The organism is Arthrobacter sp. BL-252-APC-1A, from assembly GCF_009696625.1.
Classification (GTDB): Bacteria; Actinomycetota; Actinomycetes; order Actinomycetales; family Micrococcaceae; genus Arthrobacter_B.
In genome coordinates, this window is record NZ_VULS01000002.1 from 289,966 (window position 1) to 315,551 (window position 25,586).

Here is a 25,586-nt window from a genome sequence, read left to right on the forward strand (position 1 = left end):
TCATGGCTAACAAAGCAACTGTTGAATTCCCCGCAGCAATCTTCGACGTTCAGACGAACGTTCCGCTGCTGCACCAGGTAGTTGTGGCTCAGCTTGCTGCCGCCCGCCAGGGCACGCACAAGACGAAGACCCGCGCCGAGGTTTCCGGTGCAGGCCGCAAGCCGTTCAAGCAGAAGGGTACCGGCCGCGCCCGTCAGGGTTCCATCCGTGCTCCTCACATGACCGGTGGCGGCGTTGTCCACGGACCGACGCCCCGCGACTACAGCCAGCGCACCCCCAAGAAGATGATTGCCGCCGCACTTCGCGGAGCACTCTCTGACCGGGCACGCAACGGCCGCATCCACGTGCTGGAAACCCTGGTAGCCGGCGAAACGCCGTCCACCAAGGCTGCACGCGAAGCGCTGCGTTCACTTACCGACCGCAAGAACATGCTCGTTGTTATCGAGCGCGCCAACGATGTTGCTGCACTCTCCGTGCGCAACCTCACCGATGTTCACGTGATCTACGTAGATCAGCTGAACACCTACGACGTGCTCGTTGCTGACGACGTGGTCTTCACCCAGGCTGCCTACGACGAGTTCGTCGGCAAGAACACTGTCAAGGAGGACGCCAAGTGAGCGCGACCACCGCAAAGGACCCTCGCGACGTGGTGCTTGCACCCGTCGTCTCGGAAAAGAGCTACGGCCTGATCGACGAAGGTAAGTACACCTTCCTGGTCGACCCCCGCTCGAACAAGACCGAGATCAAGCTGGCCGTGGAGAAGATTTTCTCCGTCAAGGTCGACTCGATCAACACCATCAACCGTGCCGGTAAGCGCAAGCGCACCAAATTCGGATGGGGACAGCGCAAGAGCACCAAGCGTGCGATTGTCACCCTGAAGGAAGGCACAATCGACATCTTCGGCGGTCCGCTCAGCTAGGGCGGAGACCACTTTAACGAGGAATAAATAATGGGAATCCGTAAATACAAGCCGACTACCCCGGGCCGCCGCGGCTCGAGCGTAGCCGACTTCACCGAAATCACGCGGTCGACGCCGGAAAAGTCGCTGGTACGTCCGCTGCCCAAAAAGGGCGGCCGTAACAACACCGGCAAGATCACGACCAGGCACAAGGGTGGCGGACACAAGCGCCAGTACCGCCTGATCGACTTCCGCCGGCACGACAAGGACGGCGTCAACGCTCGCGTTGCCGAGATCGAATACGATCCGAACCGCACCGCCCGCATTGCGCTGCTGCACTACGTTGATGGCACCAAGCGTTACATCATTGCGCCGAACAAGCTCAAGCAGGGCGACTTCGTAGAGGCCGGCGCCGGGGCTGACATCAAGCCCGGCAACAACCTGCCGCTGCGCAACATCCCCGTGGGTACCGTTATCCACGCCGTTGAACTGCGCCCGGGCGGCGGTGCCAAGATGGCCCGCTCCGCCGGTGCATCGGTTCAGCTGGTTGCAAAGGAAGGCCGCTTCGCCCAGCTGCGTCTGCCTTCCGGCGAAATCCGCAACGTCGACGTCCGCTGCCGCGCCACCATTGGCGAGGTCGGCAACGCCGAGCAGTCCAACATCAACTGGGGCAAGGCCGGCCGCATGCGCTGGAAGGGCGTTCGCCCGACCGTCCGCGGCGTCGCCATGAACCCGGTTGACCACCCGCATGGTGGTGGCGAAGGCAAGACCAGTGGTGGACGCCACCCGGTCAACCCGAACGGTAAGCCCGAGGGCCGTACCCGCCGCCCCAACAAAGAGAGCGACAAGCTTATTGTGCGTCGCCGTCGTTCCGGCAAGAACAAGCGATAGGAGCCTGGAAACATGCCACGCAGCCTGAAGAAAGGCCCCTTCGTCGACCAGCACCTCTTCCTTAAGGTGCAGGCCGAAAACGAGAAGGGCACCAAGAACGTCATCAAGACGTGGTCCCGCCGCTCGATGATCATCCCCGACATGCTCGGGCACACGATCGCCGTGCACGACGGACGCAAGCACATTCCGGTGTTTGTCACCGAGTCGATGGTCGGGCACAAGCTCGGCGAATTCGCTCTGACGCGTACATTCCGCGGCCATGTGAAGGACGACCGCAAGGGCAAGCGCCGCTAGGCGCTGCTCTTTCGGCAGAAGACGAGAGAAGGAAAGCAATGGAAGCCAAGGCAATTGCGCGTCATATCCGCGTAACGCCTATGAAGGCCCGGCGCGTCGTCAACCTTGTTCGTGGCAAGCAAGCGAATGAGGCATTGGCAATTCTGAAGTTTGCCCCCCAGGCAGCTTCGGAGCCGGTATTCAAGGTAGTTCAGTCGGCAATGGCCAACGCACGTGTCCTCGCGGACCGTGACGGCGTGGCCTTCGACGAAGGTGACCTCTACATCAGCGAAGCATTCGTTGACGAAGGACCCACCATGAAGCGGTTCCAGCCGCGGGCCCAGGGCCGCGCCTACCGCATCAACAAGCGGACCAGCCACGTCACCGTGGTTGTCGCAACCCCCGAGAACGAGGAGGACCGTTAAGTGGGACAGAAGGTAAACCCGCACGGGTTCCGACTCGGCATCACCACTGATCACGTTTCGCACTGGTTTGCTGACAGCAACAAGCCGGGCCAGCGTTACAAGGACTTCGTCCGCGAGGACATCAAGATCCGTCAGCTGATGTCCACCGGCATGGACCGCGCCGGCATCGCCAAGGTTGAGATCGAGCGCACCCGCGACCGTGTCCGTGTGGATATCCACACTGCACGTCCGGGCATCGTGATCGGCCGCCGCGGCGCCGAAGCAGACCGCATCCGCGGCGAGCTCGAAAAGCTCACCGGCAAGCAGGTCCAGCTGAACATCCTCGAGGTCAAGAACCCCGAGATGGAAGCACAGCTGGTTGCCCAGGGTGTTGCAGAGCAGCTCTCCTCCCGCGTGGCTTTCCGCCGTGCGATGAAGAAGGCAATTCAGTCCGCACAGCGTGCAGGCGCAAAGGGTATCCGTATCCAGTGCTCCGGCCGCCTGGGTGGCGCTGAAATGAGCCGCTCGGAGTTCTACCGCGAAGGCCGTGTGCCCCTGCACACCCTCCGCGCGAACATCGACTACGGCTTCTTCGAAGCCAAGACCACCTTCGGCCGCATTGGCGTGAAGGTCTGGATCTACAAGGGCGACGTCACTTCCAAGGAACTGGCTGCACAGCAGGCTGCTGCACCGTCCCGCGGACGTTCCAACGACCGTCCGGGCCGCGGCCCGGCCGACCGTGGGGACCGTCGTCGTCGTAACGACCGCGGCGACAAGGCCGCCGCGCCTGCTGCAGAGGCTCCGGCCGCTGAGGCAGCTGCCCCCGCAGCAGAAGGAGGACAGGCTTAAATGCTTATCCCACGTCGAGTCAAGTACCGCAAGCAGCACCACCCGGGTCGTTCCGGCGCTGCAACCGGTGGCACCGCTGTCAGCTTCGGTGAATGGGGTATCCAGGCTCTTACGCCTGCATACGTAACCAACCGCCAGATTGAAGCTGCACGTATTGCCATGACGCGCCACATCAAGCGCGGCGGCAAGGTCTGGATCAACATCTACCCGGACCGTCCGCTGACGAAGAAGCCTGCTGAAACCCGTATGGGTTCCGGTAAGGGTTCGCCGGAGTGGTGGGTTGCAAACGTCAAGCCGGGGCGGGTTCTGTTCGAACTCTCCGGTGTTTCCGAAGAGGTAGCTCGCGAGGCACTGCGCCTGGCGATCCATAAGCTGCCGTTGAAGGCACGCATTGTGCGTCGCGAGGGTGGTGAATAGCAATGGCTATCGGTTCAAAGGAACTTGCAACTGATCAGCTGGACGGGTTCGACAACGAGCGTCTCGTTGAAGAACTGCGCAAGGCCAAGGAGGAGCTGTTCAACCTCCGTTTCCAGTCGGCCACCGGCCAGCTGGAAAACAACGGACGGCTCCGTGCCGTAAAGCGCGACATCGCCCGCATCTACACGGTGCTGCGTGAGCGTGAACTGGGAATTCGTCCCGAGGCAGTTGCTCCCGTCGAGGAAGCAGCCCCCGAGAAGAAGAAGTCCAAGAAGAAGGCTGCGGAGTCCGAAGCTGCGGTTGCCGAGGATGATGCCAAATGAGCGAAAACAAGAATGAGGCAGCAGTGACAACTGACGCAAACGGAGCCGATGCCCGCGGGTACCGGAAGACCGCTCGCGGCTACGTGGTCTCCGACAAGATGGACAAGACCATTGTCGTCGAGGTTGAAGACCGCGTGAAGCACGCGCTGTACGGCAAGGTTCTTCGCCGCACCGAGAAGCGCAAGGCACATGACGAGCAGAACGCTGCCGGCATTGGTGACCTCGTGCTGATCGCCGAGACCCGCCCGCTCTCCGCTACCAAGCGGTGGCGCCTGGTCGAGATCATCGAAAAGGCCAAGTAGCCAAACGCCGAAAGGCACAGTAGCTGCAAAGCACATAACAGGCCGGAGCGTGTGCCGGGGGAGAGGCTGAGAAGCAGCTCCTTCGTCACGCAGGCGCCGTCCAAAGCGTCAGGGCCCCGGCGGCGGAATCATTCGATTTCGTTTCCGGGGCCCTTTCGCGGTAAACTTGAAATCTTGTCTGTGTGGTGCGGAAGCATGTCCTCTTTTGGACACCCATCCTCACCGCCGAATAAGACAAAAGCCCGATAATCTTGTTCAGCATGGTGCTGCGGCTTGCGCTGCAGAGCGGCCCGTAGGGGCCGGTGCTGAGTACCAGTATTACGGGGTCCACCCATATCCGTTCCGCAAGGCTCAGGAAACACTGAGAACCGGCGCGACGACAGGAGTAATAAGTGATTCAGCAGGAGTCGCGACTGAAGGTCGCCGACAACACGGGTGCCAAGGAAATCTTGACCATCCGCGTTCTCGGTGGATCCGGCCGTCGCTACGCAGGCATTGGCGACACCATTGTTGCCACCGTCAAGGATGCAATTCCCGGCGGCAACGTCAAGAAGGGCGATGTGGTCAAGGCCGTCATCGTCCGTACCAAGAAGGAACGCCGCCGCCAGGACGGTTCCTACATCAAGTTCGATGAGAACGCTGCAGTGATCTTGAAGAATGACGGCGACCCCCGCGGTACCCGTATCTTCGGCCCGGTCGGCCGCGAACTTCGCGACAAGAAGTTCATGAAGATCATTTCGCTGGCTCCGGAGGTGCTGTAGATCATGGCAAAGATCAAGAAGGGTGACCTGGTTCAGGTCATCACCGGTGCCAAGGCTGAGCGCGGCGGAGACCGCGGCAAGCAGGGCAAGGTACTGAAGGTTTTCCCGGAGACCAACCGCGTGCTCGTAGAGGGCATCAACCGCGTCACCAAGCACACCAAGGTTGGCCAGTCCTCCCGTGGTTCCAAGACCGGCGGCATCGAGGTTGTTGAAGCCCCGATCCACGTTTCCAACGTGGCCGTTGTGGATCCCGAGACGAAGAAGCCCACCCGTGTTGGCTACCGCACCGAAATCGTCGAAAAAGACGGCCGGACCCGCACCGTGCGCATCCGCGTCGCCAAGGGCTCTGGGAAGGACCTCTAATGACTGAGACTGTCACCAAGATCGTTCCCCGTCTGAAGACCCGCTACGCAGCGGAAATCAAGCAGACTCTGCAGGACGAATTCAACTACGCAAACGTCAACCAGGTTCCGCGCCTCGTCAAGGTCGTTGTGAACATGGGTGTTGGAGATGCCGCTAAGGACTCCAAGCTCATTGACGGTGCTGTACGCGACCTGACGGCCATCACCGGCCAGAAGCCGCAGATCACCAAGGCACGCAAGTCGATCGCACAGTTCAAGCTGCGCGAAGGCATGCCGATCGGTGCGCACGCTACGCTGCGCGGCGACCGCATGTGGGAATTCGTGGACCGCCTGGTCACCCTGGCGCTCCCGCGTATCCGCGACTTCCGCGGCCTGAGCGGCAAGCAGTTCGACGGCAACGGCAACTACACGTTCGGTCTGACCGAGCAGTCGATGTTCCACGAAATCGATCAGGACAAGATCGACCGCGTACGCGGCATGGACATCACCGTGGTTACCACCGCCAAGACCGATGACGAGGGACGCGCGCTGCTGAAGGCGCTCGGCTTCCCGTTCAAATCCGAAGATTAATTACTACGTAAAAGGTCTGTTGCTTAACGCAGGGCACGCTTTGCGCCGAGCAGCAGAAACCGTTACGAGGGAGGGCTAGAGCCCACATGACAATGACAGATCCTGTCGCAGACATGCTCACGCGTCTGCGCAATGCAAACTCGGCATACCACGACACCGTGTCCATGCCGTACAGCAAGCTGAAGGCACGCGTTGCCGACATCCTGAAGGCCGAAGGCTACATCGCCGGCTGGAAGGAAGAAGAGGCACAGGTTGGCAAGACGCTGACCCTGGACCTCAAGTTCGGTCCGAACCGCGAGCGTTCGATTGCTGGCGTCCGCCGTATCTCCAAGCCGGGCCTGCGTGTATACGCAAAGTCCACCAACCTGCCGCGCGTTCTGGGCGGGCTGGGTATCGCCATCCTGTCGACGTCGTCAGGTCTGCTGACCGACCGCCAGGCCGCCAAGAAGGGTGTGGGTGGGGAAGTCCTCGCCTACGTCTGGTAGCAGGGAAGGGAAAGAATAATGTCACGTATTGGACGTCTGCCCATCTCTGTCCCCGCCGGTGTCGACGTTGCCATTGATGGCAACACCGTCACGGTCAAGGGTTCCAAGGGCGAGCTGAGCCACGTTGTGCCCAGCCCGATCTCGGTTTCCATGGACGAGAACACCATCACCGTCGCCCGCCCCAATGACGAGCGCGAATCCCGTTCCCTCCACGGCCTGACCCGCACCCTGATCTCCAACATGATCACCGGTGTGACCGAAGGCTACAAGAAGGACCTGGAAATCGTTGGCACCGGTTACCGTGTGCAGGCCAAGGGCTCGGACCTCGAGTTCGCCCTGGGCTACAGCCACCCGGTATCCGTGAAGGCTCCGGAGGGCATCACGCTCACCGTTACGGGCCCGACCAAGCTCACCGTTTCCGGCATTGACAAGCAGCAGGTCGGCGAGGTTTCCGCCAACATCCGCAAGCTGCGCAAGCCTGACCCCTACAAGGGCAAGGGCATTCGTTACGCCGGCGAGATTGTCCGCCGCAAGGTCGGAAAGGCTGGTAAGTAATCATGGCCATCAGCATCAATAAGAAGCGCAATTCCAAGAGCAAGGCCGCTTCCCGGAGCCGCCGTCAGCTGCGGATCCGCAAGCGCATTGCCGGCACCGCGGCCCGTCCGCGCCTGGTCGTCAACCGCTCTTCGCGCCACGTGTTCGTCCAGGTTGTCGATGACAGCCGCGGCGTAACCGTTGCATCCGCGTCCACCATGGAAGCAGATCTGCGTTCCATGGAGGGCGACAAGACTGCCAAGTCGAAGCGCGTCGGCGAGCTCGTTGCCGAACGTGCCAAGGCTGCCGGCGTCGAAGCCGTGGTGTTTGACCGCGGCGGCAACCGCTACCACGGCCGCATCGCGGCTGTTGCAGACGGCGCACGCGAAGGTGGGCTGGCACTGTGACCGAGGCAAACAAGGAAAAGGAAAATCAGGTGACTGAAGCTACATCTGCTGAGGCAACTGAGACCAAGGAAACCGCTGCCGCAGGCACCGACGACCGCCGCGGCGGCCGCCGGGGCGAGCAGCGCTCTGACCGTGGAGGCCGTGACCGCGGCGGACGCGGCGGACGCGACGGCGGACGCAACGATGACAAGGACAAGTTCATTGAACGCGTCGTTACCATCAACCGCGTCGCCAAGGTGGTCAAGGGTGGTCGTCGCTTCAGCTTCACCGCTCTGGTAGTTGTCGGTGACGGCAACGGCATGGTCGGCGTTGGCTACGGCAAGGCAAAGGAAGTTCCTTCGGCTATCGCCAAGGCAGTCGAGGAAGCGAAGAAGTCCTTCTTCCGCGTTCCCCGCATTGCCGGCACCGTCCCGCACCTGGTGCAGGGCGAGGCAGCCGCAGGCGTTGTCCTGCTCCGTCCGGCTTCCCCGGGTACCGGCGTTATCGCCGGTGGTCCGGTCCGAGCCATCCTCGAGTGCGCCGGTATCCACGACGTGCTGTCCAAGTCGCTGGGTTCCTCCAACGCGATCAACATCGTGCACGCCACGGTTGACGCGCTGAAGCGCCTCGAAGAGCCCCAGGCTGTGGCTGCCCGCCGTGGCCTGCCGCTGGACGAAGTTGCTCCCGCAGCGATGATCCGCAACATGCAGAAGGCTGGTGCATGATGACTACTCCGAAGCGCGTTGCCGTCAGCTCGGCACAGCTGGAAATCACCCAGATTAAGTCCACCATCGGTGGTAAGCAGAATCAGCGCGACACGCTGCGTTCACTCGGCCTGAAGCACATCGGCGACTCCGTCGTCCGCAGTGCAGATGCCGTGACCGTTGGCATGATCAACACGGTTCCGCACCTCGTGAAGGTTGAGGAGGCGAAGTAACATGGCCGAAGATAACAAAGCTCTGAAGGTCCACCACCTGCGTCCTGCTCCGGGTGCCAAGACGGCTAAAACCCGTGTTGGCCGCGGTGAAGGTTCCAAGGGTAAGACCGCAGGCCGCGGTACCAAGGGTACGGCTGCCCGCTACCAGGTCAAGGCCGGTTTCGCAGGCGGGCAGCTGCCGCTGCACATGCGCCTGCCGAAGCTGCGCGGCTTCAAGAACCCGTTCAAGGTCGAGTTCCAGGTTGTAAACCTGGACAAGATCTCTGAGCTGTTCCCCGAAGGAGGCGAGGTCACCGTTGAGGCCCTCGTTGCCAAGGGTGCCGTGCGCAAGAACCAGCCCGTCAAGGTGCTGGGCACCGGCGACATCACCGTCAAGGTTGATGTGAAGGCAGATGCATTCTCTGCCAGCGCCGCTGAAAAGATCGCTGCAGCAGGCGGATCGACCACGGCGCTCTAAGCTCCGTGACTTTCCGTGCACTTCTCCGCTGCCGGCCCCGGGTTTTCCCGGGTGCCGGCAGCGGGTTGTGCGCACACCTGCGTGCTACTAAGCTCCCGGAAGGCCTTTAAACGGCCAGCCGGGGGCTTGGTGCCTTTAACGCTCCCGCCGCTGCCATGTTCGATAACGCAACAGCGGCCCTGAGCGGATAGACTCAGGTTTTGTTCAAGTCCCGCCGGGACTCATTTCCACACTTTCTTCAGGAGGACGCTTGCTTAGCGCTATTGGCCGGGCTTTCCGGACGCCAGACCTGCGACGCAAGCTGTTGTTTACGCTGGGAATCATCACTATCTTCCGCATGGGTGCTTTTATCCCGGCCCCGGGTGTTGACTACGGCAATGTGCAGCAGTGCTTGGCTCTTGGTGCCACTTCCGGTGGCCTCTACGAGTTCGTAAACCTCTTCAGCGGCGGCGCCCTGCTGCAGGTCTCAGTCTTCGCCCTCGGCATCATGCCGTACATCACCGCCAGCATCATCGTGCAGCTGCTGCGCGTGGTGATCCCTCACTTCCAGGCACTGTATGAGGAAGGCCAGCAGGGTCAGTCCACGCTCACGCAGTACACCCGCTACCTGACCATCGCACTGGGCCTGCTGAATGCAACCACCGTGGTCTCGCTGGCCCGTTCGGGCGCACTGTTCAACAACATGTGCTCCGTGCCGATCATCCCGGACGACAACATCATCACCATCCTGCTGCTGATCATCACGCTGACGGCCGGCACCGGCCTGATCATGTGGATGGGTGAGCTTGTCACCGAAAAGGGCGTCGGCAACGGCATGTCCCTGCTGATCTTCACCTCGATCGTTGCCAGCTTCCCGAGCGCGCTCGGAGCTATCCTGTCCGCACAGGGCTGGACCATCTTCCTGGGCGTAATCGCGATCGGTATCGTGACGGTTGCGCTGGTGATCTTCGTGGAACAGTCCCAGCGCCGTGTCCCGGTCCAGTACGCCAAGCGTATGGTTGGGCGCCGCACGGTCGGCGGCACGAACACCTACATCCCCATCAAGGTCAACATGGCCGGCGTGATCCCCGTGATCTTTGCATCCTCCATGCTGTACCTGCCCTCCCTGCTGGCTCAGTTCAACACCCCTTCGGACGGCTCTGCTCCGCCGGAATGGGTTGTCTGGATCAACAACTACCTGACCAGCGGAGACCACCCGCTGTACATGGCCGTGTACTTCCTGATGATCGTGTTCTTCACGTACTTCTACGTGTCGATCACCTTCAATCCGGAGGAAGTATCGGAAAACATGAAGAAGTACGGCGGTTTCATTCCCGGCATCCGTGCCGGCCGCCCCACCGCCGAATACCTGCAGTACGTGCTTTCCCGCATTACCCTGCCCGGCGCCATGTATTTGGGCATTGTTGCCCTTATTCCGCTGATTGCCCTGGTGCTGGTCGGGGCAAACCAGAACTTCCCGTTCGGCGGAACCTCGATCCTCATCATGGTTGGTGTGGGACTCGAGACGGTCAAACAAATTGACGCGCAGCTCCAGCAGCGTCACTACGAAGGGTTATTGCGATGACACGTCTGCTCATTATTGGGCCTCCCGGTGCCGGCAAGGGAACACAGGCTTCCCGCATCTCCGAACGCCTTGGTGTCAGCGCGATTTCAACGGGAGACATCTTCCGCTCCAATGTGAAGAACCTGACCCCGCTCGGCATCGAAGCCAAGAAGTACATCGACGCCGGAAACTTCGTGCCGGACGAGGTCACCAACAACATGGTCCGTGCCCGGCTCCTGGAAGAAGACGTTACGGAGGGCTTCCTGCTCGACGGCTACCCGCGCACTGTTGCGCAGGTCGAAGAGCTCGATGACATCCTTGCAGCCGGCGGCGACAGCCTTGACGCCGTGCTGCTGCTGACGGCCGACGACGAGGAACTGGTTTCCCGCCTGCTCCGCCGTGCGGAGATCGAGGGCCGGACCGACGACAACGAAGAAGTCATCCGGCACCGCCTCGAGCTGTACAAGCAGCAGACAGCCGACGTCGTCGACGCCTACGAGAAGCGCGGAATCGTTACCCGCGTTGACGGCCTGGGCGACATCGACGAGGTTACCGAGCGCGTCATGCAGGCACTCAAGCAGACCAGCTAGAACAGACAGAAGGCGAGACGTTGGCCCAGCCACGGATCCAGTACAAAACCAATGCGCAGATGCGCACCATGCGCGAGGCAGGCCTGGTGCTGATCAAGGCACTGGACGCGGCGGTTGCAGCCGCCCGCCCCGGCATCACCACGGCAGAGATCGACCAGGTCTTCGCCGGAGTGCTCGCCGAGGCGGGGGCGACGTCGAACTTCCTCGGGTATTACGATTTCCCGGCCACCATCTGCACCTCGGTGAATGAGGAAGTCGTTCACGGCATCCCCGGGAACCGGGTACTGGCCGACGGCGACATTATCTCCATCGACGGCGGTGCCATCGTGGACGGCTGGCACTCCGACTCGGCACGCACCGTCATTGTCGGTACAGCTGATCCGGAGGACCAGCGGCTCTCCGACGTCACCGAGAACGCCATGTGGCACGGCATCGCGGCTGCAGCCAAGGGCCGGTTTGTCGGGGACATCGGTGCCGCCATCGATGACTACGTCAGTTCTGTTCCGGGGAAACCGCTGGGAATCCTCGAGGACTACGTCGGACACGGCATCGGCTCGGAAATGCATCAGGCTCCGGATGTGCTCAATTACCGCACGAGCCACCGGGGACCGAAGCTGAAGGCCGGGATGTGCCTGGCGATCGAGCCCATGCTCGTTCGCGGCGGCATTGAAACGGCCACGCTGGATGATGACTGGACCGTCGTTACCACCGACGGCGCCCGTTCCTGCCAGTGGGAGCATTCAGTTGCGATCCACGAAAAGGGGATCTGGGTGCTTACGTCGCCCGACGGCGGTGCTTCGCGGCTTGCGCCCCTGGGCATCACCCCCGTGCCGATTCCGTAAGGCAGCTCTGCAAAAGGGCCTGTTCCGCTTTTAGCGGGACAGGCCCTTTTGCGTTGCCTGGTACGGCGGTGCGGCGGCGGCCGCGGAAGCGTCCCTGGGGGCGGACCGCCGGTACCACTGAAGACAGAAGACGACCATCACGGCCAGCTCGACGGCTCCGCCGGCGTAGTACATTGCCATGGCCCCTGTCTCGGCTTCACCCGCAGGAATACCTGCGGGCGGCTGGGCGTACAGCGACTTGGCCAGGATGTTGTGCGCCGCAGCAGTGAACACCAGGACACCGGCCCGCAGCCGCAGGCCTGCCCGGTGGGGATTAGGGTCGCGTCCGATCAGCGCCGCGGTCCACAGGTAGCCCGCCGCCACCAGATGGAACGTGACGATCCAGTGCACCGGTGCGTAAGTGCGCATCGCATCAAAGAGCGGAGTCCGGAACATCAGGTACATGCCGCCGAGGTTCAGCACCGTCGCAGTGAGCGGGTTGGCGAGTAGCCGGGCCGGTGCGCTGCGCAGGAGCCTTACGGTACGGAGTGCCGGCATCCGGTCCATGGACCGCAGAGCGAGGGTCACGGGCCGGGAAAGCACCAGCAGCAGGGGTACAAGCATGCCGGCAATGACGTGGGAAAGAGCCAGCAGAGTGAAGTTGCCGTGGGCCAGGCCGGGCAGCGGACCAAGGACCGTCAGCAGCGCCAGGACCAGGCCCAGAATGAACAGGACAGTACGGTGCAGCGGCCATCCCGCAGCCCTGGCCGAACAAGCGCCCGCCACATAGGCGGCCGCCGCCGCGCAGGCCGGGACCAGGAAGAGAACTTCGACCGGAAAGGCGCCCGAAGGATGCTGCATTAGCGTCCAGGTTCGCCTGCGGCCGCTGCCCGCGTCCGCAGCAGCAGGAATATCCCCGCCGCAATCATGACCACAGCAGCAATATTCCAGGCCAGGTCGTAGGGCAGAAGCTCAACGTCATAGCGGATCTGGTGCAGGGTCAGCAGCTTGTGCTGGATAGTGCCGTCATAAAGCTGGAAGGCACCGGTGCCCAGAAGCACTGCGCCGGCCCAGCGCGCCGGGTTCAGGACGTTGTGGCGTCGAAGGTCAGCGAACAGGAACAGGCCGGCGACTATGGCAAACCAGCCAAACGCGTGGAACAGGCCGTCAGAGAACAGGCCAACGGAAGCGGTGGACTTGTCATAGAAGTGATGCCACTGCAGCAGCTGGTGGAATACCACCTCGTCGACGAACGCTGCGACGCCAATACCCACCAGGACTCCGGAAAGCACGTTCCTGCGGGCCGGCCTGAGTACTTCGGTGCGTGGGGAATTCATGGCCCCGACCCTAGCAAAAGTGTTCCGGCATGGCAGCAGGACGGACGCGCAGGACCCGCCGGCGGGGAACACGGACCAAGACCCGCAGTGGAGACGAGCGGTGGCCGCGTCACTAAATGAACGCCCTGTTAACTCCGGCTGAAAGCACTTCCAACGGACGCTGAAGTCTTCTTCAAATGCCCTGGTTCCGGCCGTTTGCCGCGGGGCTGAAACCTACGCTGAAGGCGTCAATCATCTCCCGACGAAGGTTCGCACCTGTTATGTCATCTTCCACTTTGTCCCCACCCGGCCAGGCCGCCGCCAGCGGTCCGGGAAACGGGTCCGCGCGGGCCGGCATGCCGCCCCGCCGCGCCGAAGCACGGCGGCCGGACGCGCGGCGCCGGAACAAACCCTCAAACTGGCTCCTGTTCGCGCTGCTGGCGGGCCCGAACATCGTGCTCCTGCTGGTTTTCACCTACAAGCCGCTGCTTCAGTCCCTGTATTACTCCACGCTCCAGTGGAACATCGGTTCGGCAATCGCCCGTCCAGTCGGTTTCCGGAACTACACCGACTGGCTGACCGCACCCGGCACCCCGCAGGTCATCACCGTAACCCTCATCTTCACCCTGGCTACCGTGGGCGGAGGGATGGTCATCGGACTTGCCCTTGCCCTGCTCCTGAACAGCAGGCTCAAGCTCAGGGGAGCAGCCCGAACCATCGTCGTCGCGCCGTACGTGCTCTCCGGCGTCGCCGTCGGACTGCTTTGGCTCTTTGTCTTTGACCCGAACTTTGGTGTCACGTCCGCGCTGCTGCAGGCCTTTGGCCTGTCCTCGCCGGACTGGTACAACGATCCCGGCTACGCACTGGCCATGGTCATCATCGTCTACCTCTGGAAAAACGTGGGCTACGTGGCCCTCATTTATCTGGCGGGCCTGCAGGCAATTCCCAGGGACCTGCTGGAAGCCGCGTCCCTGGACGGGGCGGGACGGCTGAGGACGCTGGCGGGAATAACCCTTCCGCTGCTGGGGCCAACCACTTTCTTCCTCTCGGTGACGACCCTGCTCAGCTCACTGCAGTCCTTCGACATCATTCAGGCCATGACCAGGGGCGGACCGCTGGAAGGCACCACCACCATGATGTACCAGATCTACCAGCAGGGCTTCGTAGCCGGGACCGCCGGCTACTCGTCGGCGATCGCGACCATCCTGTTCCTGGTGCTCCTCGCCGTAACCCTCCTGCAGCTGAAGTTCGTTGAACGGAAGGTGCATTACTCGTGAGCAACGCTGTGCGCCCCGCCCTGACCGCCCGGCGGCCCGGTGGTCCCGGAACCCGGAGACGTCCGGCCGGCTACGCTGCCCTGGCGGCCGCCGTCGCCGTCATGATCCTGCCGCTGGTCTGGATGATGCTGGCCAGCTTCAAGGAACCGGATGAGATCCACACAGTGCGAATTCAGTGGCTGCCCGCCGGTTGGGACCTGTCCAACTATGCGGCGGCACTTGAACGCGTCCCGTTCGGAGCCTTCTTTGCCAATTCGCTGCTGGTAACCGTGATCGGTGCCGGGCTCAAGATTCTCCTGGGCCTCACCACTGCCTATGCCCTGGTCTTCCTGGACGTGCCGTTCAGGAAGGTGTTTTTCGCCGTCGTCATCTTCGCCCTGCTCGTTCCGCAGCAGATTGTGATCATCCCGAACTACACGCTGGTGGCGGAACTGGGCTGGCTCAATACCTACCAGGGCATCATCCTTCCGGGGCTGGCCAGTGCCTTCGGAACTTTCCTGTTCCGCCAGCACTTCCTCTCCCTGCCGCAGTCGGTCATGGAAGCCGCGGTGCTTGACGGCGCCGGCCACCTGCGCAGGCTGTTCCAGTTTGTGGTTCCCATGTCAGCGCCCACGATCGCGGCAGTTGCCCTGGTCTCCGTGGTCAACGAATGGAACGAGTACCTCTGGCCGCTGCTGGTAGTGGACCGCGCGGAGATGATGACGCTGCCCGTAGGGCTGACGCTGCTGCAGAACAACGACGGCGTTACCAACTGGGGCGTGCTGATGGCTGGAACTGTGCTCATTACGGTTCCCGTCCTGGCCCTGTTCTTCGTTCTCCAGCGCCGGATCGTTTCCGGCCTGACCGCAGGTGCCGTGACCGGCTGACCCCGTCCGTATACCCGCCCCCGTATCCCACCTGTCCCAATCTCCTTTCTTTCATTGCCCCGCTTTCCGCTACATAACCGAAGGAAACCATGAACAAGCGTCTTGCCCCCGCCGTCGCCGCAGCAGCTCCCGCCGGCGGGCTGACCCGCCGCAGCATGCTGGCCCTTGCCGGGCTCCTGGGCGGGACCGCCGCCCTGGCAGCCTGCGGCGGACCGTCCACTGCCGGCACCGGAGGAGCAGTGGAAACTGCCGGAACCGACTGGGCGTCCATCAACGCCGCCGGCAAAATCACCTGGTGGTCCAACCACCCCGGTGCCTCGAAGCCGATCGAGGAGGAACTCATCCGCCGGTTCACAGCCAAGACCGGCATTGAGGTGGAGCTGGTGACCGCCGGCGCCGATTACGACGAAGTTGCCCAGCGCTTCCAGGCATCGGCCGGCACAAACAACGTTCCGGACCTCGTAGGCGCCAGCGATGTCTGGTGGTTCCGCTACATGATCAACGGGCAGATCCTGCCCGTCGACGACGTAGCCGCACACCTGGGGATCGAAACGGCCGACTACAACACCGGCCTGTACAACGACTACGAGTTCAACGGGAACCACTGGGCCTTCCCATACGCCCGGTCCACCCCGCTGTTCTATTACAACCGCGACCTGTTTGCGGCGGCGGGACTGCCCGACCGTGCGCCGAAAACCTGGGAAGAGTACAACTCCTGGGCGCCGGCCCTGGCAGAGGCCAACGGCGGTGCCGTCCCCATGGCCCTCGGATCGGACACCTCCTGGTCTGCCTGGTGGTTCTGCAACATCATGTGGGGCATGGGCGGGCAGTACTCCAAGGACTGGACCCTCACCCTGGACGATCCCAGGACACTCGAAGCAGGAGAGTTCCTGCGTGGGATGATCCACGAGCGCAGGAGCGTGGCGGTTTCGGCCGCTGACTACGTAGCGGACTTCACCGCCGGAGTGAGCGCCTGCACCATCGCTTCCACCGGATCGCTGAGCGGGATTATGGAAGCGGCGAAGTTCGACGTCGGTACGGGCTTCCTTCCCGAAGGTCCGGCGGGGCCCGCGTGTCCTACGGGTGGAACAGGCATTGCCATCGCCGCGGAGAAGTCTCCCGAGCAGCAGCTGGCAGCGGCCATGTTCCTGCAGTTCATCGGCGAGCCGAAGCAGACCGCCTACTTCTCCGCGAACACCGGGTACATGCCGGTGCGGACCTCTGCCGCGGACGGCGCCGAGATGCAGGCGGTCTATGCCAAGGCACCGCAGTTCCGTACCGCCGTCGACCAGCTGGCCACAACCCGGGTACAGGACTGGGCACGCTCCTTCGTGCCATCCGGCGACCAGCACTTGACCACCGCCCTGGAGAAGATCATGCTTCAGGACACTCCGGCGGCCGAAGCCTTCGCGGCGGCATCGGATGCCATTGCCAAGTCCTTCGAGCAGAACGTTGAGCCGTACCTGTGAACCTGCTGAACATTGCCCATCGCGGCAACTCTGCACAGGCACCGGAAAACACCCTGGCTGCCTTCGCCTCGGCTGCGGCTGCAGGGGCGGGGATGATCGAGACCGATCTGCAGCTCAGCGCGGACGGAGCCGTCGTGCTGATCCACGACCAGACCCTTGACCGCACGGGTGGCCGGGCCGGCCGGGTTGACGAGCTGACTGCCCCGGAACTGGGCCAGGCAGACGCGGGAAGCTGGTTCTCGCCGATCTTCGCCGGGGAACCCATTCCCAGGCTCGAAGACCTGGTGGACTTTGCCACCCGGAACACCGGGCTGCGCTGGCTGCTCGAGTTCAAGGGCGATTGGACACCGGACCAGGCCGCACCCGCGGCCGGCATGCTGCGGGATGCAGGTCTCGGCGGACGCTGCGTGCTGCAGGGTTTTTCTCCGCGCACTCTCCGCAGCCTTCAGGCGGCGGCACCGGACATTGACCGCGGGCTGCTCATCACCCTGCCCCCCGCTCCGGGGGAGGAGCAGCACCTCCTTGGCTTCCTGGCAGAAACCGGTGCCGGCTACTGCAACCCCCACGGGGGTGTCCTGGAAGCATCGCCGCAGCTGGTTTCAGCCCTCCAGGCTGCGGGCGTGAAAGTCTGCACCTGGACACTGAACCTGCCGGAGCAGTGGGCGGCAGCAGCAGCCGCGGGAGCCGACGGGATCATTACTGACCGGCCCGCCGAGCTTGCCGCCTGGATCGCGGGCATCCCGGATACCCCTTGACGGACGCGGCAGCGGCGGCAGGATTTAACTTATCCGGCCCTGTGCCGTAGAGTTATCTGTTGGTTGTCTCTACATTCGTGCCCTTTTCCAACCGGTTTCGACCGGCTGGATGGGCTTGGGGAGAGACCATCTAACACCAAAAACCGCTGCCCCTGCAATTAAGGGCGGCACAGACGTTAGCGGAGGATATGGCCAAGAAAGACGGCGTCATAGAGATTGAGGGCTCGGTCAACGAAGCCCTGCCCAATGCGATGTTCCGCGTTGAGCTGGCCAACGGCCACATTGTGCTCGCACACATCTCGGGAAAGATGCGTCAACACTACATTCGCATCCTCCCCGGAGACCGCGTTGTGGTGGAACTTAGCCCGTACGACCTCACCCGGGGCCGTATCGTCTACCGCTACAAGTAACAACCAAGGCTCCGGCTTCCTCCCAGGAGGGGACCGGAGTTCAACCCTGCAACCACGCAAAGGAAAACCATGAAGGTCCAGCCGAGCGTCAAGCAGATCTGCGATAAGTGCAAGGTGATTCGCCGTAACGGCCGAGTCATGGTGATCTGCGAGAACCCGCGCCACAAGCAGCGCCAGGGCTAACAAGCGCTCTTTGTTCCGGCCCCAGGCCGCGGACGCGCCCAAGCCCACGCGTAGTAGTAATTGAATATGGCAGTACAGCGTCTGATACGCGTGACGCACACCCCCGGTACGGAGGCCGGGGACCTGGAAACAGGGACGTACTGCTTCAGACCTCCGGTAACACCAAAGGAGAACCGCCAATATGGCACGTCTCGCCGGCGTAGACATTCCCCGCGAAAAGCGGGTTGTCATTGCGCTTACCTACATCTACGGCGTGGGCAAGACCCGTGCAGAGCAGACCCTTGCCGAGACCGGCATTAGCCCGGATACTCGCGTCAAGGACCTCACCGATGCTGAACTCGTTCAGCTGCGTGACTACATCGAGGGCAACTTCAAGGTTGAGGGTGACCTCCGCCGCGAGGTAGCAGCCGACATCCGCCGCAAGGTTGAGATCGGCAGCTACCAGGGCATTCGCCACCGCCGCGGTATGCCTGTCCATGGCCAGCGCACCAAGACCAACGCTCGTACCCGCAAGGGCCCGAAGCGCACCGTTGCCGGTAAGAAGAAGGCCGGCCGCTAAATCTAGCGGTCTCCAGGCCAACGGCCTGCACAGCAGGTCACCTATTCCAAACTCTTTGTAGGAGAAGTAATGCCCCCCAAGACTCGTGGAGCGGTACGCAAGCCGCGTCGCAAGGATAAGAAGAATATCGCGCTGGGCCAGGCGCATATCAAGAGCACTTTTAACAACACCATCGTCTCCATCACGGACCCGACCGGTGCTGTTATCTCATGGGCTTCCGCCGGTGAGGTTGGCTTCAAGGGCTCCCGTAAGTCCACTCCCTTCGCTGCACAGATGGCTGCCGAAGCTGCTGCCAAGCGTGCACAGGAGCACGGCGTCCGCAAGGTCGACGTCTTCGTGAAGGGTCCGGGATCCGGCCGCGAAACCGCGATCCGTTCGCTGCAGGCCACCGGCCTGGAAGTTGGCACCATTCAGGATGTCACCCCGAGCGCACACAACGGCTGCCGTCCCCCGAAGCGCCGCCGCGTATAAGCAGCACTGCGGTTCCGGTTTCCTTCCGGCGGGCATTTCGCTTTTCGAAGCGGGTGTCCGCCGGAGGAGCCGGTCCAGGGCTGGCTGTTAGACGTCCAAGACGCCCGCGGAAGACCCGTCGTCGTCGTTTCCACCATTTGTGTTGCGTCATATAGCGGACGCTCGCTGAAAGGAAATGCAAGTGCTCATTGCACAGCGCCCCACCCTCACTGAAGAAGTAGTAGCCGACAACCGGTCACGGTTCATCATCGAACCGCTGGAACCCGGCTTCGGTTACACGCTTGGCAACTCGCTTCGCCGTACGCTCCTTTCCTCCATCCCCGGTGCAGCTGTAACCAGCATCCGGATCGACGGAGTTCTGCATGAGTTCACCACCGTTCCGGGTGTTAAGGAGGATGTCACTGAGATCATCCTTAACGTCAAGAACCTCTCGGTGTCCTCCGAGCACGACGAGCCCGTCGTGGCCTACCTGCGCAAGCAGGGCCCCGGCGTCGTCACCGCCGCGGACATTGCTCCGCCGGCCGGTGTGGAGTTCCACAACCCGGATCTGCACATTGCCACCCTGAACTCGAAGGGCAAGTTCGAGCTCGAACTGACCATCGAGCGTGGACGTGGCTACGTTTCCGCTAGCCAGAACAAGTCCGGCGACCAGGAGATCGGCCGTATTCCGGTTGACTCCATCTACTCGCCGGTCCTGAAGGTGACCTTCCGCGTGGAAGCCACCCGTGTCGAGCAGCGCACCGACTTCGACCGCCTGATCGTCGACGTCGAAACCAAGGACGCCATTGCACCGCGCGACGCTGTCGCCTCTGCAGGCACCACCCTGGTTGAGCTTTTCGGCCTGGCACGTGAACTGAACACCGCAGCTGAAGGCATCGAAATTGGCCCGAGCCCGACGGATGCCGCACTGGCAGCCGACATGGCCCTGCCGATCGAGGACCTTGAGCTGACCGTGCGCTCCTACAACTGCCTCAAGCGCGAAGGCATCCACACCGTGGGTGAACTCGTTGCCCGCTCCGAGGCTGACCTGATGGACATTCGTAACTTCGGTGCGAAGTCCATCGACGAGGTGAAGGCAAAGCTGGTCGAACTGGGTCTGTCCCTGAAGGATTCCCCTCCCGGGTTTGATCTGGCCGCCCGCGCCGCAGCCATCGAAGAGGACGAGTCCGAGTTCTCGGACGACGAGCTCTAAACACGCAAAATCTTGCCGTAAGTGCCATGAGGTACTTCAGCGGCACCGTTTGAGGAGAAAAAGTAATGCCTACACCCACCAAGGGTAAGCGCCTCGGAGGCAGCCCGGCTCACCAGCGCCTGATGCTGGCGAACCTGGCAGCCCAGCTGTTCGAGCACAAGCAGATCACCACCACGGTGACCAAGGCCAAGCGCCTGCGCCCGTACGCCGAGCGCCTGATCACCTTCGCAAAGCGTGGAGACCTGTCTTCCCGCCGCCGCGTCCTGGCCCTGATCTCTGACAAGGGACTCGTTCACGAGCTCTTCACCGAGATCGCACCGGCTGTCGCCCAGCGCGACGGCGGTTACACCCGCATCACCAAGATCGGCAACCGCAAGGGCGACAACGCTCCCATGGCTGTCATCGAACTGGTGCTGGAACCGCTTTCCGCCAAGCAGTCTGTCGTAGCAGAAGCATCCACCGCTGCTGCTGCCGCAGCTCCGGCTCCGGTTGCCGAGTCCGCTGATTCTGCCGAGTCCGCTGACTCCGCAGAGTCTGCCGAGTCTGCTGACTCCGCCGATTCGGCCGAGTCCGCTGAGTCTGCTGACGAAGCTGCTGAGGAAACCGAAGAGAAGAAGTAATTCTCTGATTAGCCCGCTGTGCCCTTAATATTGGGGTATGACGATCGAGAGGCCCGCTGTCCCTAACCCGGACGGCGGGCCTCTTCGTATTCGCCTGGACCTTTCCTACGACGGCGGGCCGTTTGCAGGGTGGGCAACCCAGCCCGGGCTGCTGACTGTCCAGGGAACGCTGGAGACCGCCCTTGCCGTCTTGTTCCGGCGTCCGGTCCGTGTCACTGTGGCCGGCCGAACCGATGCGGGCGTCCACGCCCGTGGACAGGTGGTCCACTTCGATACCCCGGAAGACCAGTGGATAGCGCAGGCCCGCAGTACCGACCTCGAACCCGCCGAAGCCTTCCGGCGCAGGCTCCGGGGAGTCCTGAACCGCGAGCTGACGGTTCCGCTGAAGGAAGCCGGTCTCTCCAAGCGCACGGTTGAGGCCATGGCAGGGGCGATCGAGGTGCATCAGGCGTCCATAGCGCCCCGCGGTTTCGATGCCCGCTTCTCCGCCTTGTGGCGCCGCTACAGCTACCGCATTGCGGACCGGCAGCAGACCTGGGACCCGCTTCAGCGCAACGTCACCCTGTGGCACAAAACGACGCTGGATGAGGATGCGATGAATGAGGCAGCGCAGAGCATGCTGGGCGTCCAGGATTTCCTGTCCTTCTGCAAACCCCGCGTGGGTGCCACCACTATCCGGGAATTGCAGGAGTTCAACTTCTCCCGGCGCCCGGACGGGATCCTGGAAGCGCACCTGAAGGCGGATGCCTTTTGCCACAACATGGTCCGGTCCCTGATTGGAGGCGCCCTCCTGGTTGGAACGGGGGAGCGGAAGCCGGCCTGGCTGGCCGAGCGGATGTTTGCCCGGATTCGGGATTCAAACTCCAAGCTGGCCCCGCCGCATCCGCTGGTACTTGAAGAGGTGAAGTATCCCAGCGGTGCTGAGCTGGCCGCCCGAGCGGAAACGACACGGGCACTCAGAGGGTAGAATGGACTCCAGCAGCAGCGTGCCTGCCGGGACTTTTGACCTGACCCGGCAAGCAGGCTATTGTTTATAGTCGTTGTGCGTGTCCTACCTCGATAGGCCTATGCCCACGGGAGCGGCTCAGTTGCAGAGCCACCTGGCCCCGGGGAAATAGCCGAGATCTCAGGACCACTGGTTAATTCAGTCCTCACCTGACCATCCGGTAACGCATAGAGAAGCTGCACTGCGTATGGCATCCATGCGCGGCGCGCCACCTAAGAAGAAGAAACGAAGGCAAAAACCGTGCGTACGTACACCCCGAAGCCCGGCGACATCAACCGCCAGTGGCACGTCATTGACGCCACCGACGTTGTCCTAGGCCGTCTTGCCAGCCAGACCGCAACACTGCTGCGCGGAAAGCACAAGCCGACCTTTGCTCCCCACATGGACATGGGCGATTTCGTCATCATCATCAACGCTGAGAAGGTTGCCCTGACCGGCGCTAAGCTCGAACAGAAGCGTGCCTACCGCCACTCCGGTTTCCCGGGCGGCCTGTCCTCCGTCAACTATGCCGAACTGCTGGAAAAGAACCCGGTGCGTGCAGTTGAGAAGGCCATCCGCGGCATGCTGCCCAAGAACTCCCTCGCTGCACAGCAGATGGGCAAGCTGAAGGTATACAAGGGTGCCGAGCACCCGCATGCAGCCCAGCAGCCCAAGACCTTCGAAATCACCCAGGTCGCCCAGTAGTTCTGGCCCGCCAACTAAGAAATTAATTCAAGGAGAATCGTGGCTCAGAACACTGAAGAGCTCAATGAAAACACCGAGGAGCTCACCAGCTACACCTCGGAAACCCCTGACGCTGCCGAATCGGCAGTCAAGGAGCGCCCGGCACTGACCGTCGCAGGTTCGGCTGTTGGCCGCCGAAAGGAAGCAATCGCCCGCGTGCGTGTTGTCCCCGGCACCGGCAAGTGGATCGTCAACGGCCGCGAGCTGTCTGACTACTTCCCGAACAAGCTGCACCAGCAGGAAGTCAACGAGCCGTTCAAGCTCCTCGACCTGGACGGCGCATACGACGTCATCGCCCGTATCCACGGCGGCGGCGCTTCCGGCCAGGCCGGCGCACTGCGTCTCGGCGTTGCCCGCTCGCTGAACGAGATCGACCGCGAGAACAACCGCCCGGCCCTGAAGAAGGCCGGCTTCCTGACTCGTGACGCCCGCGTCATCGAGCGCAAGAAGGCAGGTCTCAAGAAGGCCCGCAAGGCACCTCAGTACTCCAAGCGCTAAAAAGCGCCTTCCCTTTGTGCTGCCGCTGGCGCGTCAGCACAAAGGGGCCCGCGGCGCTTTTCAGTGCTTGGCTCCACAAGCGCTGATCCAGCGTGGCTCGCAAACCCCCGGTCCTGCCGGGGGTTTTTGCGTATGGGTTGGCTCCACAAGCGCTAATCCAGGCACGGACGCTCAAAGCCCCCGGTTCTTACCGGGGGCTTTGAGCTTGGCTCCACAAGCGCTGATCCAGCGTGGCTCGCAAACCCCCGGTTCTTACCGGGGCTTTTGCGTGCGCCAATTACCAGCAGACCCAAGCGTGAAGGCACTGGCACCGCGTGGGGCGTAGGGGTGACGAAGCGCATGAAGTGATGCGTCAAAGAGGACAGCGGCATCGGGTGCGCTGTGATCTGCAGGCGGCAGCGGAGAGACCGCGGACTGGGGTCTATGCCCTAGCCAGCACCGGGTTCAGCGAATACGCCGGTCACAGGATGCTGGCACCGGGCTGCGTTCTGCCGCACCACGTTTCGCCGCAGGCGATACTGAGGTGGCAGAATAGGCCCGGGGGATGCGCCTGTGCACCCTGAACCGGGCTACTCATTCCCCGGCGACCACATGCTGTAAGGATTTTTTCTATGACACGACTGTTTGGTACCGACGGGGTTCGGGGCCTGGCCAACGGACTGATCACGGCTGAGGTTGCCCTGGGACTGGCGCAGGCCGCAGCAGTGGTTCTGGGACATCGGCAGGTGCCCGCCGGAAAGCGTCCGGTCGCAGTCGTGGCAAGGGATCCACGCATCAGCGGTGATTTCATTTCCGCGGCCATAGAAGCTGGACTCGCCAGCTCCGGCGTCGATGTTTATGACGCCGGGATCCTCCCGACACCAGCCGCCGCATACCTGGTCGCTGACCTTGAAGCAGACTTCGGCGTCATGATCTCTGCCTCCCACAACGCGGCGCCGGATAACGGGATCAAGTTCCTTGCCCGCGGCGGCCAGAAGCTCGACGACGCGCTTGAAGACGCCATTGAGGCTGAAATGGATGCCCCGAGCCTGCGCCCGACCGGTGCCGGAGTCGGCCGGATCAAACGCTTCGCCGATGCTGAAGACCGCTACGTTGTGCACCTTCTGCAGACACTGCCCAACCGGCTTGACGGCCTCAAAGTGGTGCTGGACTGCGCACACGGAGCAGCCAGCGGCTGCTCGCCGCAGGTATTCGCTGACGCCGGTGCGGAGGTCGTTGTCATTGGCGCCGAACCGGACGGAATCAACATCAATGACGGGTACGGCTCCACGCATCTGGCGCCGCTGCAGGCCGCAGTCCTGGAGCACGGCGCGAACCTCGGTATAGCGCACGACGGCGATGCTGACCGCTGCCTCGCTGTGGACGCCGAAGGCGGCATCGTGGACGGTGACCAGATCATGGCCATCATGGCCGTAGCCATGAAAGCGTCCGGAGAACTCAAGGACGACGCTCTCGTAGCCACTGTCATGAGCAACCTCGGTCTCAAGCTGGCGCTCCGGGAAGCCGGCATCAGCATCCGCGAAACCGGTGTGGGTGACCGTTACGTGCTGGAAGCCATGCGCGAGGGAGGCTACAGCCTCGGCGGGGAGCAGTCCGGCCACGTGATTTTCTCCCAGTACGCCACTACCGGCGACGGCGTCCTGACCGGACTCCAGCTCGCCGCCCAGGTGGCACGTACCGGCCGCAGCCTCAAACAGCTGGCCAGCATCATGGAGAAGCTGCCCCAGGTCCTTATCAACGTCAAGAACGTAGACAAGAACGCGGCAGCCAGCAACGAAGCCGTCCGCCAGGCAGTCATCGATGCCCAGGAGAAGCTTGGTGAAACCGGCCGGGTCCTGCTGCGTCCCTCGGGGACCGAACCCCTGGTGCGCGTGATGGTTGAAGCCGCAGACATGGACACCGCACAGAGTGTTGCAGCCAAGCTCGCGGCCGTGGTCGAAGCGAACCTCTCGCTGAAAGCCTCCGAAGGCGCAGGAGTCTAACGCCGCCGGGCCCCGGGCGGAGCTAGTGTTTGGGTCCGCCCGGGGCCTGCGCTGCTCCGTTCGGGGGCTGTGCAGTGAGCGCGTCCCGGATCTCAGTCAGCAGCATGACCTGGGGATCCGCGCTCTGTTCCGGGGTGATCCCCAGCCGGCGGTTCCGGCGTTCAATCATCTTGTTCATCGGCAGCACGATCGCGAAGTACACGGCCGCTGCCACGAGCAGGAAATTGACGACGGCGGTCAGCAGCACGCCGAACTGAATCTGGTTCCCGTTGAAGGTAACCACCGCAAAACTGTCGAAATTCGGCGAACCGACGAGTCCGGAGATGAACGGCATAAGCACTGAGTTGACCAGGGCGTTCACAACAGTCGTAAACGCAGCGCCGATGATTACGGCGACCGCCAGGTCCAGGACGTTGCCCTTCATGATGAAGTCTTTGAATCCCTTTAGCATCTCGC

General features: G+C 62.6%; 38 protein-coding genes. 35 read left to right on the forward strand and 3 right to left on the reverse strand.

Translation table 11 applies throughout. From position 1 onward, the window contains the following. The first annotated feature begins 2 nt into the window (after nucleotides 1-2). The 21 genes from rplD (at nucleotide 3) to map (ending at nucleotide 11,824) form a co-directional block, all read left to right on the forward strand. Nucleotides 3-617, forward strand: a complete 615-nt coding sequence (gene rplD / locus FYJ28_RS04090; protein WP_152226477.1) for a 50S ribosomal protein L4 — start codon at nucleotides 3-5, stop codon at nucleotides 615-617. Next, the gene (gene rplW, locus FYJ28_RS04095; RefSeq protein ID WP_055239348.1) at nucleotides 614-919 is read left to right on the forward strand and encodes a 50S ribosomal protein L23; all 306 of its coding nucleotides are present in this window, start codon (nucleotides 614-616) and stop codon (nucleotides 917-919) included. Before rplD ends, rplW begins: the two co-directional genes overlap by 4 nt. Before the next feature lie 30 nt (nucleotides 920-949). After that, nucleotides 950-1,789 carry a 50S ribosomal protein L2 gene (rplB, locus tag FYJ28_RS04100; protein WP_055239349.1) on the forward strand — a complete coding sequence of 280 codons (840 nt, stop codon included), beginning with the start codon at nucleotides 950-952 and terminating at the stop codon, nucleotides 1,787-1,789. A 12-nt stretch (nucleotides 1,790-1,801) separates the two neighbouring features. After that, nucleotides 1,802-2,083, forward strand: a complete 282-nt coding sequence (gene rpsS / locus FYJ28_RS04105; protein ID WP_055239350.1) for a 30S ribosomal protein S19 — start codon at nucleotides 1,802-1,804, stop codon at nucleotides 2,081-2,083. Nucleotides 2,084-2,121: 38 nt separating this feature from the next. Continuing rightward, nucleotides 2,122-2,487, forward strand: coding sequence for a 50S ribosomal protein L22 (gene rplV, locus FYJ28_RS04110; protein ID WP_055239351.1), 366 nt, complete (start codon nucleotides 2,122-2,124; stop codon nucleotides 2,485-2,487). After that, nucleotides 2,488-3,315, forward strand: coding sequence for a 30S ribosomal protein S3 (rpsC, locus tag FYJ28_RS04115; protein WP_055239352.1), 828 nt, complete (start codon nucleotides 2,488-2,490; stop codon nucleotides 3,313-3,315). Further along, nucleotides 3,316-3,732, forward strand: coding sequence for a 50S ribosomal protein L16 (gene rplP / locus FYJ28_RS04120; RefSeq protein ID WP_055239353.1), 417 nt, complete (start codon nucleotides 3,316-3,318; stop codon nucleotides 3,730-3,732). Nucleotides 3,733-3,734: 2 nt separating this feature from the next. Then, on the forward strand, nucleotides 3,735-4,055 hold the full coding sequence (gene rpmC, locus FYJ28_RS17235) for a 50S ribosomal protein L29 (protein WP_055239354.1): 321 nt from the start codon (nucleotides 3,735-3,737) through the stop codon (nucleotides 4,053-4,055). Continuing rightward, the gene (gene rpsQ / locus FYJ28_RS04130) at nucleotides 4,052-4,357 is read left to right on the forward strand and encodes a 30S ribosomal protein S17 (protein ID WP_055239355.1); all 306 of its coding nucleotides are present in this window, start codon (nucleotides 4,052-4,054) and stop codon (nucleotides 4,355-4,357) included. The genes rpmC and rpsQ overlap by 4 nt, the downstream gene beginning before the upstream one ends. Nucleotides 4,358-4,749: 392 nt before the next feature. After that, nucleotides 4,750-5,118, forward strand: coding sequence for a 50S ribosomal protein L14 (gene rplN / locus FYJ28_RS04135; protein ID WP_055239356.1), 369 nt, complete (start codon nucleotides 4,750-4,752; stop codon nucleotides 5,116-5,118). A gap of 3 nt (nucleotides 5,119-5,121) precedes the next feature. Then, complete coding sequence (gene rplX / locus FYJ28_RS04140; protein WP_055239357.1) at nucleotides 5,122-5,481, forward strand: 50S ribosomal protein L24; 360 nt, start codon at nucleotides 5,122-5,124, stop codon at nucleotides 5,479-5,481. After that, nucleotides 5,481-6,050: a 50S ribosomal protein L5 gene (gene rplE / locus FYJ28_RS04145; RefSeq protein ID WP_055239358.1), complete on the forward strand. Its 570-nt coding sequence runs from the start codon at nucleotides 5,481-5,483 to the stop codon at nucleotides 6,048-6,050. The genes rplX and rplE overlap by 1 nt, the downstream gene beginning before the upstream one ends. A gap of 86 nt (nucleotides 6,051-6,136) precedes the next feature. Continuing rightward, nucleotides 6,137-6,535: a 30S ribosomal protein S8 gene (rpsH, locus tag FYJ28_RS04150; protein ID WP_055239359.1), complete on the forward strand. Its 399-nt coding sequence runs from the start codon at nucleotides 6,137-6,139 to the stop codon at nucleotides 6,533-6,535. 18 nt (nucleotides 6,536-6,553) lie between these two features. Continuing rightward, on the forward strand, nucleotides 6,554-7,090 hold the full coding sequence (gene rplF / locus FYJ28_RS04155; protein ID WP_055239360.1) for a 50S ribosomal protein L6: 537 nt from the start codon (nucleotides 6,554-6,556) through the stop codon (nucleotides 7,088-7,090). A 2-nt stretch (nucleotides 7,091-7,092) separates the two neighbouring features. Continuing rightward, a complete protein-coding gene (gene rplR / locus FYJ28_RS04160; protein ID WP_055239361.1) occupies nucleotides 7,093-7,476 on the forward strand; it encodes a 50S ribosomal protein L18 in 384 nt (127 codons plus the stop codon). A gap of 29 nt (nucleotides 7,477-7,505) precedes the next feature. After that, nucleotides 7,506-8,180, forward strand: coding sequence for a 30S ribosomal protein S5 (rpsE, locus tag FYJ28_RS04165; RefSeq protein ID WP_191746925.1), 675 nt, complete (start codon nucleotides 7,506-7,508; stop codon nucleotides 8,178-8,180). After that, a complete protein-coding gene (gene rpmD, locus FYJ28_RS04170) occupies nucleotides 8,180-8,392 on the forward strand; it encodes a 50S ribosomal protein L30 (protein WP_055239737.1) in 213 nt (70 codons plus the stop codon). Before rpsE ends, rpmD begins: the two co-directional genes overlap by 1 nt. A 1-nt stretch (nucleotide 8,393) precedes the next feature. Next, complete coding sequence (gene rplO, locus FYJ28_RS04175; RefSeq protein WP_055239363.1) at nucleotides 8,394-8,849, forward strand: 50S ribosomal protein L15; 456 nt, start codon at nucleotides 8,394-8,396, stop codon at nucleotides 8,847-8,849. A 250-nt stretch (nucleotides 8,850-9,099) separates the two neighbouring features. After that, nucleotides 9,100-10,413, forward strand: a complete 1,314-nt coding sequence (gene secY / locus FYJ28_RS04180; protein WP_055239364.1) for a preprotein translocase subunit SecY — start codon at nucleotides 9,100-9,102, stop codon at nucleotides 10,411-10,413. Continuing rightward, on the forward strand, nucleotides 10,410-10,982 hold the full coding sequence (locus FYJ28_RS04185) for an adenylate kinase (protein ID WP_055239365.1): 573 nt from the start codon (nucleotides 10,410-10,412) through the stop codon (nucleotides 10,980-10,982). The genes secY and FYJ28_RS04185 overlap by 4 nt, the downstream gene beginning before the upstream one ends. Before the next feature lie 20 nt (nucleotides 10,983-11,002). Then, nucleotides 11,003-11,824 (forward strand): type I methionyl aminopeptidase, encoded by an 822-nt coding sequence (gene map, locus FYJ28_RS04190; protein WP_154578378.1) that lies wholly within the window; start codon nucleotides 11,003-11,005, stop codon nucleotides 11,822-11,824. Between the two features lie 30 nt (nucleotides 11,825-11,854). Here the strand turns inward: map and FYJ28_RS04195 are convergent, their stop codons facing one another. Together FYJ28_RS04195 and FYJ28_RS04200 are read right to left on the reverse strand one after the other, a co-directional pair. After that, complete coding sequence (locus tag FYJ28_RS04195) at nucleotides 11,855-12,664, reverse strand: cytochrome c oxidase assembly protein (RefSeq protein ID WP_154578379.1); 810 nt, start codon at nucleotides 12,662-12,664, stop codon at nucleotides 11,855-11,857. Further along, entirely contained in the window at nucleotides 12,664-13,140 is a 477-nt protein-coding gene (locus FYJ28_RS04200; RefSeq protein WP_154578380.1) for a DUF2243 domain-containing protein, read from the reverse strand. Before FYJ28_RS04200 ends, FYJ28_RS04195 begins: the two co-directional genes overlap by 1 nt. Nucleotides 13,141-13,400: 260 nt before the next feature. On the opposite strand from FYJ28_RS04200, the gene FYJ28_RS04205 reads away from it, so the two are divergent. From FYJ28_RS04205 to glmM, 14 genes are all read left to right on the forward strand, one after another. Then, nucleotides 13,401-14,396 (forward strand): carbohydrate ABC transporter permease, encoded by a 996-nt coding sequence (locus tag FYJ28_RS04205; protein ID WP_154578381.1) that lies wholly within the window; start codon nucleotides 13,401-13,403, stop codon nucleotides 14,394-14,396. Continuing rightward, complete coding sequence (locus tag FYJ28_RS04210) at nucleotides 14,393-15,262, forward strand: carbohydrate ABC transporter permease (RefSeq protein ID WP_442778568.1); 870 nt, start codon at nucleotides 14,393-14,395, stop codon at nucleotides 15,260-15,262. The genes FYJ28_RS04205 and FYJ28_RS04210 overlap by 4 nt, the downstream gene beginning before the upstream one ends. Before the next feature lie 89 nt (nucleotides 15,263-15,351). Further along, nucleotides 15,352-16,731, forward strand: a complete 1,380-nt coding sequence (locus tag FYJ28_RS04215; protein ID WP_154578382.1) for an ABC transporter substrate-binding protein — start codon at nucleotides 15,352-15,354, stop codon at nucleotides 16,729-16,731. Further along, nucleotides 16,728-17,486: a glycerophosphodiester phosphodiesterase gene (locus tag FYJ28_RS04220; protein WP_154578383.1), complete on the forward strand. Its 759-nt coding sequence runs from the start codon at nucleotides 16,728-16,730 to the stop codon at nucleotides 17,484-17,486. Before FYJ28_RS04215 ends, FYJ28_RS04220 begins: the two co-directional genes overlap by 4 nt. Nucleotides 17,487-17,674: 188 nt before the next feature. Next, nucleotides 17,675-17,896 carry a translation initiation factor IF-1 gene (gene infA, locus FYJ28_RS04225; protein ID WP_055239372.1) on the forward strand — a complete coding sequence of 74 codons (222 nt, stop codon included), beginning with the start codon at nucleotides 17,675-17,677 and terminating at the stop codon, nucleotides 17,894-17,896. Between the two features lie 69 nt (nucleotides 17,897-17,965). Next, nucleotides 17,966-18,079 carry a 50S ribosomal protein L36 gene (gene rpmJ / locus FYJ28_RS04230; protein WP_012397712.1) on the forward strand — a complete coding sequence of 38 codons (114 nt, stop codon included), beginning with the start codon at nucleotides 17,966-17,968 and terminating at the stop codon, nucleotides 18,077-18,079. Between the two features lie 181 nt (nucleotides 18,080-18,260). Continuing rightward, the gene (gene rpsM / locus FYJ28_RS04235) at nucleotides 18,261-18,638 is read left to right on the forward strand and encodes a 30S ribosomal protein S13 (protein ID WP_055239373.1); all 378 of its coding nucleotides are present in this window, start codon (nucleotides 18,261-18,263) and stop codon (nucleotides 18,636-18,638) included. A gap of 69 nt (nucleotides 18,639-18,707) precedes the next feature. Further along, the gene (gene rpsK, locus FYJ28_RS04240; protein ID WP_055239374.1) at nucleotides 18,708-19,109 is read left to right on the forward strand and encodes a 30S ribosomal protein S11; all 402 of its coding nucleotides are present in this window, start codon (nucleotides 18,708-18,710) and stop codon (nucleotides 19,107-19,109) included. A 181-nt stretch (nucleotides 19,110-19,290) separates the two neighbouring features. Further along, nucleotides 19,291-20,301: a DNA-directed RNA polymerase subunit alpha gene (locus FYJ28_RS04245; RefSeq protein ID WP_055239375.1), complete on the forward strand. Its 1,011-nt coding sequence runs from the start codon at nucleotides 19,291-19,293 to the stop codon at nucleotides 20,299-20,301. A 65-nt stretch (nucleotides 20,302-20,366) separates the two neighbouring features. Then, a complete protein-coding gene (gene rplQ / locus FYJ28_RS04250; protein WP_055239376.1) occupies nucleotides 20,367-20,921 on the forward strand; it encodes a 50S ribosomal protein L17 in 555 nt (184 codons plus the stop codon). Between the two features lie 37 nt (nucleotides 20,922-20,958). After that, nucleotides 20,959-21,888 (forward strand): tRNA pseudouridine synthase A, encoded by a 930-nt coding sequence (locus FYJ28_RS04255; protein WP_154578385.1) that lies wholly within the window; start codon nucleotides 20,959-20,961, stop codon nucleotides 21,886-21,888. A gap of 279 nt (nucleotides 21,889-22,167) precedes the next feature. Then, a complete protein-coding gene (gene rplM, locus FYJ28_RS04260; RefSeq protein WP_055239378.1) occupies nucleotides 22,168-22,611 on the forward strand; it encodes a 50S ribosomal protein L13 in 444 nt (147 codons plus the stop codon). Between the two features lie 39 nt (nucleotides 22,612-22,650). Continuing rightward, the gene (gene rpsI / locus FYJ28_RS04265; protein WP_055239379.1) at nucleotides 22,651-23,148 is read left to right on the forward strand and encodes a 30S ribosomal protein S9; all 498 of its coding nucleotides are present in this window, start codon (nucleotides 22,651-22,653) and stop codon (nucleotides 23,146-23,148) included. Between the two features lie 611 nt (nucleotides 23,149-23,759). Next, nucleotides 23,760-25,130: a phosphoglucosamine mutase gene (gene glmM / locus FYJ28_RS04270; RefSeq protein ID WP_154578386.1), complete on the forward strand. Its 1,371-nt coding sequence runs from the start codon at nucleotides 23,760-23,762 to the stop codon at nucleotides 25,128-25,130. 22 nt (nucleotides 25,131-25,152) lie between these two features. Here the strand turns inward: glmM and mscL are convergent, their stop codons facing one another. Beyond that, a complete protein-coding gene (gene mscL, locus FYJ28_RS04275; RefSeq protein WP_055239381.1) occupies nucleotides 25,153-25,581 on the reverse strand; it encodes a large conductance mechanosensitive channel protein MscL in 429 nt (142 codons plus the stop codon). Between the last annotated feature and the right edge of the window lie 5 nt (nucleotides 25,582-25,586).